General features: G+C 67.8%; 7 protein-coding genes and 2 pseudogenes. 7 read left to right on the top strand and 2 right to left on the bottom strand.

What is annotated here, in order from left to right:
• The 3 genes and pseudogenes from HKK72_RS31125 to HKK72_RS31115 form a co-directional block, all read left to right on the top strand.
• Positions 1-232: pseudogene (locus tag HKK72_RS31125) on the top strand (ABC transporter substrate-binding protein); the annotation flags it as partial.
• Positions 233-248: 16 nt separating this feature from the next.
• The gene (locus HKK72_RS31120) at positions 249-1,112 is read left to right on the top strand and encodes a sugar phosphate isomerase/epimerase family protein (RefSeq protein WP_315987542.1); all 864 of its coding nucleotides are present in this window, start codon (positions 249-251) and stop codon (positions 1,110-1,112) included.
• Between the two features lie 663 nt (positions 1,113-1,775).
• A complete protein-coding gene (locus tag HKK72_RS31115; RefSeq protein ID WP_187238007.1) occupies positions 1,776-2,972 on the top strand; it encodes an MFS transporter in 1,197 nt (398 codons plus the stop codon).
• On the opposite strand, the gene HKK72_RS31110 is transcribed toward HKK72_RS31115, so the two are convergent.
• Positions 2,859-3,719, bottom strand: a complete 861-nt coding sequence (locus HKK72_RS31110; RefSeq protein WP_187238006.1) for an AraC family transcriptional regulator — start codon at positions 3,717-3,719, stop codon at positions 2,859-2,861. The two genes, HKK72_RS31115 and HKK72_RS31110, sit on opposite strands and share 114 nt — an antisense overlap.
• 727 nt (positions 3,720-4,446) lie before the next feature.
• Here HKK72_RS31110 and HKK72_RS31105 point away from each other — a divergent pair.
• The gene (locus HKK72_RS31105) at positions 4,447-4,833 is read left to right on the top strand and encodes a GNAT family N-acetyltransferase (RefSeq protein ID WP_222721364.1); all 387 of its coding nucleotides are present in this window, start codon (positions 4,447-4,449) and stop codon (positions 4,831-4,833) included.
• Here the strand turns inward: HKK72_RS31105 and HKK72_RS31100 are convergent.
• Positions 4,813-5,406, bottom strand: a complete 594-nt coding sequence (locus tag HKK72_RS31100; protein WP_187238005.1) for a hypothetical protein — start codon at positions 5,404-5,406, stop codon at positions 4,813-4,815. The genes HKK72_RS31105 and HKK72_RS31100 overlap by 21 nt on opposite strands.
• A gap of 987 nt (positions 5,407-6,393) precedes the next feature.
• Here HKK72_RS31100 and HKK72_RS31095 point away from each other — a divergent pair.
• From HKK72_RS31095 to HKK72_RS31085, 3 genes and pseudogenes are all read left to right on the top strand, one after another.
• Positions 6,394-6,843 (top strand): pyridoxamine 5'-phosphate oxidase family protein, encoded by a 450-nt coding sequence (locus tag HKK72_RS31095; protein ID WP_187238004.1) that lies wholly within the window; start codon positions 6,394-6,396, stop codon positions 6,841-6,843.
• 294 nt (positions 6,844-7,137) lie between these two features.
• Positions 7,138-7,341 (top strand): annotated as a pseudogene (locus tag HKK72_RS31090) (MmcQ/YjbR family DNA-binding protein); the annotation flags it as partial.
• Positions 7,342-7,645: 304 nt separating this feature from the next.
• A complete protein-coding gene (locus tag HKK72_RS31085; protein WP_187238003.1) occupies positions 7,646-8,380 on the top strand; it encodes a phosphotransferase enzyme family protein in 735 nt (244 codons plus the stop codon).
• The last annotated feature ends 1,100 nt before the right edge of the window (positions 8,381-9,480 follow it).

The following is a 9,480-nucleotide window of genomic DNA, read 5'->3' as shown; positions in this document are numbered from 1 at the left end:
CACCGCGATCGCCCCCACCTACCCGACGTTCCAGTGGCGGACGCCGATCATTGCGGCGCTGCGGATCCTGGACGGGCAGCCGGTGCCCAAGGAGTGGAAGCTGCCGCAGCCGACCGTCACCGAGCAGAACCTCGACCAATACTACAAGCCCACCTTGCCACCGCTGCACTATGCGATGTGCGGCTGCGAGAACCTACCCGGCTTCCCGCAGGCTTGGGGCGCCAAGAAGTAGAAAGGAGCGGTTTGAGGTGTTCCCGATCGGCGTCAACACCTGGATCTGGGAGTCCCCCCTCACCGACGACACCCTCGCCGCGCTCGCGCCCAGGATCCGCGGTTTCGGTGCCGACGCCATCGAGTTGCCGGTGGAGGAGCCCGGCGACTGGGACCCGGCGGCCGCACGCAAGGTCCTGGACGACCACGGGCTCGCCCCTGCGGCGGTGATCGCCGTCATCCCGCCGGGCCGGGACCTGGTCGCCGCCGACCTGCCCACGGTGACCCGCGCCCAGGACTACCTGCGCCATTGCGTCGATGTTGCGGCGCAGGTCGGGGCGCCGGTGGTGGCGGGACCGATGTACGCCGGGGTCGGCCGGACCTGGCGGATGGACCCCGGCGAACGGGCCCGGCACTACGCCGAGCTGCGGGCCGGCCTGGCGCCGGTCGCCGAGCACGCCCGCGCAGCCGGAGTGCGGCTCGCCGTCGAGCCGCTCAACCGGTATGAAACCAGCCTGCTCAACACGGTCGCGCAGGCGATGGAGGCGCTCGACGGGCTGCCCGCCGAGTCGGTCGGCCTGGCGCTCGACGTCTACCACATGAACATCGAGGAGCACGATCTCATCGGGCCCGTCGGCGCCGCCGGGTCTCGGATAGCGCACGTCCAGGTCTGCGCCAACGACCGCGGCGCGCCCGGTGCCGACCACCTCGACTGGCCCGGCTTCCTGACCGCCCTGCGCGACGCGAACTACACCGGCCCGCTCTGCATAGAGTCCTTCACCGCGCACAACGCCACGATCGCCGTGGCCGCCTCCATCTGGCGCCCACTGGCCCGCAGCCAGGACGCGATCGCCGCCGACGGCATCGCGTTCCTGCGCCGCATGACCGTCCCCCCCAGCTGAAACCCTGCCCGCGCGAAACAGCCTGTACGCCGACCAGCGGACCCCGATCCACGCCCGAACAACCCGATCCGCTGATCAACCGAGCGGGCAGTCCGCCATGCCCGCGGATCGCTGTGGGGGCCGAAAATTCATCCGCGCCTTGTGACCTGGGCAGTCGCCCCGGACCTTGGTCGGTTCTAAAGGTCAAAATGAACGCGTTCGAGCGTCGAGGCTACCTATCCGAACGTGCTCAGAACGGGCCTTAAGTCTTCGGTGTCAGGAGCAGAGAGGCGCAGGTTATGGTTAAAGACTGCGTTGTCAGCGGCTCCTCACATGTGTGGGAGACAAGCTCGATGGAACCTATTACTTATTCTTTTATGAAGCGATCCGCCACAGTATGGTTGCCGTACAGTCAGCAGTATTCCATTCGCGGAGTCCCGTCCTGCTAAAGGCTGCTCCAGTAACGATGTGGGCCGCTGGACTGGGCCGACCGCGGTGATCGCCGCGCTGCGCGCCGGCTTCCGTCCCGGCTACGCGAGCATCGGCTGGTGACGCCGTACACGCGGCTGGCATAGGAACACTCAAAGCGCCGACAGATCGGCGACCTTGTCATGCCGGTCGGGCGATCAACCGTACGCTTCACACGATCAACCACAACGACGCGGACGCGACGACGCTGAGCTCATGTCAACTACGCAGTCAGCACCGTCGTCTCCTGGCTCTCCGCTGCTCAAGGTTTCGGCGTCGTCCGGGGATCGTAGGAATTGGTCGCCGATCGTCGCGCTCGCGGCCGGGATCGCGGTGCTCGTGGCCGGCGAGTTCCTGCCCGCGAGCGTGCTGCCCACGATGGCGGCCGACCTCGGGATCAGCGAGGGCACCGCGGGACTGGCGGTCGCGGTGACCGCGATCGCAGGCGCGGTCACCGCCCCCAGCATCGCGATGCTGTTGCCACGCAGCGACCGGCGCACGGTGCTCGTCGGGCTGCTGGTCGCCGCGATGGTCGCGAACCTGGCCGTGGCGGTCGCCCCAGGCTTCGCCGTCCTTCTCATCGGCCGGCTCATACTCGGCATAGCCATCGCGGGGTACTGGTCGTTCGCGTTCGGCGCGGGCACCCGTGCCGTGCCAGGACGGGACAACGTGATCTCCACATCCATCGCCTTCGGTGTCACCATCGCGACCATCGCGGGCGTCCCGCTGGCGTCACTGATCGGCGACGCGGTCGGCTGGCGCACCGTGTTCGGCATCGCGGCCGCCCTCAGCGCCACCGCGGCGCTGGCCTTGGTCGCGACGTTGCCGCCGGTGCCTCCACACCCGTCCGCCGGATTCACCATGCTACGGGGGGCGATCGCCAATCGGTGGCTGATGGCCGGGGTGCTGGGCGTGGTGCTCGTAGCATTCGGCAACTTCGCCGCCTACCCCTTCATCAGGGTCGCGATCGAGGAGATCGACGCCGGGAGCACGGCGTGGCTGCTGCTGGCCTGGGGCGTGGGCGGCATGGTCGGCAATCTCGCGGCCGGACGGTTCGCGGGCCGGTTGCGGGTGGTGGTCGCCGCAGCACCATTGCTGCTGGGCGGCAGCCTCCTGATCACTTCGACCGCACCGTCGCTGCCGGTGCTGGCGGCAGGTGTCATGGTGTGGGGTCTGGCCTTCAACATGGTCCCGGTCGCCACCCAGCTGTGGGTGACCCGGGTCGAGCCGGAGCGCGCCGAGTCGGCCCTGTCCTTGCAGGTGACCGCGTTCCAGGTGGCGATCACGCTCGGGTCCGCGTCAGGAGGCGCGCTCCTGGACGGCCACGGCGTGACGGTCTCGTTCCTGTTCGGGGCGGGGTTCGCCGTGGCGGCCGGAGTGGTCTTCGCCGCGCTGCGCGTCCCGCGCGGGTGAGGCGTCGCGCCAGGCCTGCGGCCCGATGCCGTGGTGGGACGAGAAGGCCCGGCTGAAGGCGGCGGTGGATCCGTACCCGACGGCGAACGCGACGTACTCCACCGGACGCGAGAGGTCGTCGAGCAGTCGGCGCGCTTCCCGCATCCGGGCCTCCCGGAGAACCTCCGCGGGGCCGCGACCGAGCGCACGGCGGAATCGCTCGCCAAGGGCGGAACGCGACAGATGCACCAGGCGCGCCATCCGTTCGACGGTCCACGGCTCGCCCGGCCGGGTGGTCACCGCGGCCACCACAGCGGCGACAGCCTCGTCCGGCCGGGGGGCTGCGGTGTCCAGGCCCTGGTCTTCGAGCCAGGCCGCGGTCATTGCCGCGCCGATCAGGTTGCCGTAGCTTGCGGCGAAGAGGGACGGCTTGCATACGCGCTCGAGCGGGCACTTCCCGACGAGCGCCGCAACGCCGTCGTGCCGGGTGCCGAAGCCGCCGACGATCAGCGGGCTCGGCAACCGATGGGTCGGGACGGCCAGACGAAGGTCCCCGACGACCAGGGCGGACTGCTCGAAGTGCCCGGACGCGCTGAGCCGGTGGGCGGTGCGGGCATCGACGAGGACCGCATCGCCCTCAGAGAGAAGGTGGGACTCGGATGCCGCCTCAAGCGTGAGCTCACCCGCCAGAACCAGCGCCCACCGCGGGCCCGGCAACTCGGTGAGCGTCGCGCCGGCCGGCAGCCGGACACGGTGCATGCTCGACATCTCCCATGACAGTGCCGATATGGCGGATATATCCGTCCCGAGTCGTGTCATCTCCACGCCATTGACCACGCGAGTTGCAGCACACGCTGAACCGCCGCGTATTCCTGTGGGTGCCGAATACCTCATCCACCTCGTGTGACCTGCAGTGGTGGGGATCTGTTCGTTGACGGTGGGTGGTTGCGGGTGGTGCTGCATGATGGACGGTCATGTGTCTGCGGTTCGTCTGTCTCCTATCGTCAGCGTGCTCTCGTGGATGCGGTTGGCCTGTCGGCCGGGTGCGTGGAGGGAAGCGGAGGTCCTGCTGTTGCGTCACCAACTCTGCGTACTGCAGCGGCAGCAGGTTCGCAGGCCGAGACTCACATGGGCCGATCGGGCGCTCATCGCTGTGCTGGCCGGTGTGATCCCCAAGGCACGACGGGCTGGATTGCGGCTGCCGGTGACCCCGGACACGGTGCTGCGATGGCATCGTGATCTGCTGCGCCGCCGGTGGGCCGTCCGAATCCCGGGCGGGCCAGACAACGGCCGCCCATTCCACCGGCGGCAGCCCATCCGCCTTACCCAGATTGATGATCTCCATATCCAGAACCTACCTATCCGTTCTCCCCGGCAAGCATCATCCGCAACGAGACTCGCGACCGTGCGTAGGCGCCGGTCGAACTGGCAATGCGCTAACAAATCCGTGTTCGTCACGTCATCGGCAACTGCCTGCCACCTGCGGCAGAAGAGGATGTCCGCTGCCGGGACAGGGAGCACGCTTCTGGGCTGGAACGCGGTCAGCCCCACCGCCACCCGGCCCGTGTGCCTCGGAGCGGTCGAGCACTCCGTCTACGTCCACCCTGACGCCCAAGGCCAAGGTGATGCCGCTTTCCTGAACGCGCTCATCATCTCCGCCGAAGCCACCGGGATCTGGACCATCCGATCCGGGATCTTCCCCGAGAACACCGCCCGCCTCGCCCTCCACCACCGCGCCGGATTCCGCACCATCGGCGTCCGCGTACGCATCGGCCGACACCACGGAGGCTGGCACGGCGTCATCCTCCTCGAACGCCGCAGCAAGACAACGCAGCACCTTGTGGCCAGCACCCGGGATAGGTCATTCGGTCAAAGACCGTAGGTAGGCCATGAGGGCCTTGCCGCGCGGGGAGAGGCGGTAACCGGTCTCCAGGCTTTCGGTGAGGCCGAGGGCTTTGAGACGGCGGACGTCTGCCTTGAAAGGGAGCTTGTCGCGGTCCAGGTGTTCGGCCAGGTCCAGGGCGCGCAGGCCGGGGTGTTCCTCGATGAGGCGGAGGACCTCGCGGGTCCAGGGGGCGCGGCGGCTGCGGGTGTCGATGGTGTCCAGGGCGGCTTTGAGGTCGGCCAATTCCCGGTCGGTCAGGTTTGCGTTCCCGGCCAGCTCCGATCGAGGGTCGGGGCCGCCCAGATGGAGCATGACGCGGTGGTAGCCGCCCTCCTTGGTGCTCTTGAACAGGGCGGTGAGCAGAGCCGCGCGGCCTTCGAAGCCCGAACGCAGGGCGTCCTCCTCGGTGATCTCCTCGGGGGTGACGGCCGTGACCGAGTCGATGACGATGATCCCCGCCCAGGTGCGCTGGGTGCTCCCCGCACGGACCCGGGGCTCGGCCCACACCCGGAACACCCGATCGATCCGCCCGCCCGCGATCCCCTCAAGGACCTCCCGCCTGAACAGCATCGTTCCCTCCCGAGTGATACGCCTGTCCCTCTGCAATCTTCTTAAGTAGCTAACAAAGGCCACAAGGTTTCCCGCCGATCCCCGCTCCGCAGGAGACGCAACGTGCCCGGTTGAGGCCTGAACGTGGCCGCCTCCATGAGCGACACGCCACGATGGTCCTCCGGATCGCGAGGAAATCAGCATGGGCAACCACGACAGGAAAATCGTCTTCTTCGCGGCCACCGTGCTGATGATGATGGCCGTCCTGCCCGTTGGCCTGCCGCAAGCTGGCGCTGTCTGCGGCATGGTCGGGCGATCGCAGTCGCCCTCAGAGCGGCTACTTAGAGACTTCCTGCAGGATCGGTGTCCGGCCAGACCCCGGACATCGGCTCTTCGGACAAGCCACTTCCCGGACCCACCACAGCCCAGCCTAGACCCCTGGTTCCAGCGGTGCCTTGACATAAAGGGGTGCCATGAGAGGGCGTTTCCCGCAAATGGCGAAGTGCTTCTGCGCTCACTACACGAGCATTCGGACGGACGGCCGGGGTTCGGACAGATTCTGAACGATCGGTGCTGTAGTGGCGGGCGATACCGTCAAGTCCGGCAGGTGACGTGGTGAAGTCGCCGTCGGCGATGCCGCGGACGAGCCGGTCCCTGATCGTGTGGAACATGTCGCGCCGTAGGTGGTCTAGGAAGTCCCGTACCCGGCTGTTCTGGACGGCGCCGGTGGGTGTGGCAAGGATCAGCATGCAGCCGTGTGGTGCGTCCGGGCGGGTGTTTCATTGGTGGTGGCGCGCAGCATGGCCACCATCGCCGCGCGCGGTCGGATGCTCGCTCAGCGCCCGCCTGGGCGGTTCCTGACCTGCATATATGCGCATGGAACTATTTCTTGATCCTCGAGAAAGAAATGAGGGTGATCATGGCAGAACCTTGCGGGCTTCATCCGCGCGGATCGGCCATCGGCCGATCGAAGGTCGCCTGGTGGCGCCGTCCGGGGAGCGTGCCGCGGTGAGCACACTTGAGGATTTCGCCCGGCTCGTCCCGGGCGATCATGGCTTGTGTGTGGTGTCGACCCTGCGGTCGGACGGGACGATCCAGTCGTCGGTGGTGAACGCGGGGGCCCTGGTGCACCCGGTCACCGGCGTGCAGGTGGTCGGGCTGGTCGCCGCGGGCGGCACCCGCAAGTTGGCTAATCTGCGGGCACGGCCGCGCGCGAATGTGCTGGTCCGGGCAGGCTGGGAGTGGGCCGCGGCCGAAGGCCCGGTCGATCTCGCCGGGCCTGATGATCCGCTGCCCGGCGTGGACGGCGAGCGGCTCCGGCTGCTCCTGCGCGAGATCTTCACCGCCGCCGGCGGCACTCACGACGACTGGCCGACCTACGACCAGGTGATGGCCAAGGAGCGCCGCACCGCGGTGCTGCTCAGGCCGGAGCGGGTCTCGGCGAATCCCCGCAGCTAGAAGGCAATGCGACGGGCGAGCAGCGCGGCGCGGAAATCGTTCAGCGCGCAGCCCAGCCCGCACCGGCACGCCGACCGGCCCATCGCCGACCGACCGATCACTGCTTGGCGGCCGCCGTACTCCGCCCGCTGGACGCGACCCGCCCGGATGCGCCATGGGGGTGATGATTGCTCGTGAGACAGGCTTACCGTTGCCGGCCGACGGAGCTAGGCAGGGGGCGTGTGATGGTGGGCGGCTCAAGGCGTGACGAGGCGATAGCGGCATGCAGCGGGCCCGGCGCCGGGAGTCGTCAGCCTAAAGTGCGATCCCGACCTCGCGGACGAGCTGCGTGCCCGCTATTCCGCGATCGCACCGGGCTATCACCTCAACAAGCGGCACTGGAACAGCGTGACGCTCGACGGGTCGGTGCCCGACGAGGAACTGCTGGAGCAGATCGATCACTCCTACGAGCTGGTCGTGGCGGGACTGACCAAGGTTGAAAAGAACAAACTGATCTGACGGCCCGATCGAAGCCGAGCGGCACGCGCTGGGACGTTTTCGTCGACCCGGCCAGGTCTGAAGGGACCACACAATGCCGATTTTAGATGTCGTCGCACGCTTCAATCGGATCGCCACCAACCGCGTGACCGGGCCATTCGCGGGCCGTCTTCCGGGTTTCGCCGTCGTCCACCACAAGGGCCGCAGATCGGGCCGCCGGTCCAGCGCCAGCGTGGTTGGCGGGTGGCTGGTCGGCCGCGGGCCAGCGCCGCGTACAGCGCGCCATGCCCGCAGCGATGTTCGGGGTCCCGGTAAGATGTGGCCAGTGGGATGGGAGGCACTCGGGCGGTGGGGTGAGGACGTCGCTCGCATCGAACCGCTCGCCGGCGGAGTCGCCAACGATGTGTGGAGTGTGCGCGTCAATGGGCGCCTCGCGGTCGGTCGTCTCGGTGCCAGGAGCGACGCTGATCTCGCGTGGGAGACTGAGCTCCTCCAATACCTCGACCGTGAAGGCCTGGCCGTGCCGGTGCCGATCCCGACGACGGCTGGCCGGCTGTTCGCCGACGGTCTGGTGGTGATGACCTACGTGGAGGGCGGGGCGCCCGAAACGGAGGCCGACTGGCGTCGTGTGGCCGACACGCTCCGCCAGCTGCATCAGTTGACGCAGGGCTGGCCGCAGCGCCCGGGCTGGCGATCGTCGACCGATCTCCTACACGCCGAGACCGGGACGAAGATCGACCTCGGCGCGATGCCCCCGGAAAGTGTTGCTCGATGCCGAGCAGCGTGGGCGCGGCTCGCCGGACGTCGGACATGCGTTGTCCATGGCGACTCCAACAACCTTGGCAACGTCCGTATGACTGCGGATCGGGTCGCGCTGATCGATTGGGATGAGGCGCATGTCGACGTCCCCGACCTCGACCTGGTGCTGCCCGACAACGCCGCCGGCCTCGACGACGGCGCGCACGACATCGCCGCGCAAGCGTCGGCCGCGTGGGAAGCCGCCGTCTGCTGGGACGACGAGTACGCAGTCAAGCGGCTCGCCGAAGTCCGAGCGGTCTGAACAGGAAGAGACTGGTTGATGCTGGTCATACCAACGAGTCTTGGGGAGCGCGTGATTCTGGAGGGTGAAGACCTCGCTTGGGGCGCCCTGGGCGGTGGCCTCGGCCGAGATCCGCCTCCCCCTCCGCATGCGGTTGGGGGTAACCGCATGCCGGACCCGGCGGCCTGCCGCCCAGGGCGCAAGTTATGAACGCTTGACTCGATTTCTACGGTCAAGCTGACCCGCCGGCCAGCCACGGTGGTCCGGGCGGAGCGAGCTCCAGCTCTGAGACTCTCAGCCCATCACGACCGAAGTCCTGTCAGATGTTCACCTTGTTCATCGGGTCCGCCGTCGGCGGGTTCCATACAGTGATCCGGATCCCTGGGTCATCTGTCCTGTTCGACCTGGCTGCTGCATCGACCCGAATACGATCACGGGCGGCGACAAGATCGCGACACGCGAGCTAACATCGAGCAAACACGGGTCACGAACCACCCCAAAACGCCGACCGGGGCTCCTCGTGATCTTCGAGAAAGCCCAGGTCAGAGGGTGCGCGCCCGGAGGGATTCGAACCCCCGACCGTCGGATTAGAAGTCCGATGCTCACGTATCGGATCGGTACTTCTGTCAACTCCCACTGTCGGTCTATGCCGGTTCGTACGCGACTCCACCGTTTCCGATGCCGGGTCGTGTCGCGTCGTGCTGGACCGTTCCGTGACATACGAGCAACCACCGAGCAACCACGGGCGTCAGCCGGCACCGGCGCTACGTCGTCTACGTTCGCTGTGATGCTGCGCAGGTTCGCGTCCTGGGTGGAGGCCGGACAGATGAGAACGGGCACGGCCAGTGCATTCGATGGAGGTCAGCTAATGGTCGGCAGGGGTGTGCCGATCGGATGCCTATGAAGGGTTCAGGTCCACTCCTGACCCTGCAGGTCAGGCTGAACCCGATAATCGAGCGGCACACGGAGCAACCGGCCGCCTTGACCCAGTAGCCGCGCAGTAGCAGGGATGGGCACCTGCGGAGCAGTTGAGTTGCCCCTGGTCAGGGAGCGGTGAATTGCAGGGTGACCCCTCGAGGAGGTCCTTGACTGCGCGCGGTTTCCGCCTTCGGGAGCACCAG

The organism is Actinomadura sp. HBU206391 (assembly GCF_014323665.1).
Taxonomy (GTDB): Bacteria; Actinomycetota; Actinomycetes; order Streptosporangiales; family Streptosporangiaceae; genus Actinomadura_C.
This window is presented reverse-complemented; position numbering and strand designations above follow the sequence as displayed.

What these genes read in the sequence shown, in the direction of transcription:
- HKK72_RS31110 (WP_187238006.1), bottom strand. Translation starts at nt 3,719, where the DNA reads ATGTCGAGCATGCACCGTGTCCGGCTGCCGGCCGGCGCGACGCTCACC.
- HKK72_RS31100 (WP_187238005.1), bottom strand. Translation starts at nt 5,406, where the DNA reads ATGCTGTTCAGGCGGGAGGTCCTTGAGGGGATCGCGGGCGGGCGGATC.
- HKK72_RS31105 (WP_222721364.1), top strand. Translation starts at nt 4,447, where the DNA reads ATGTCCGCTGCCGGGACAGGGAGCACGCTTCTGGGCTGGAACGCGGTC.
- HKK72_RS31115 (WP_187238007.1), top strand. Translation starts at nt 1,776, where the DNA reads ATGTCAACTACGCAGTCAGCACCGTCGTCTCCTGGCTCTCCGCTGCTC.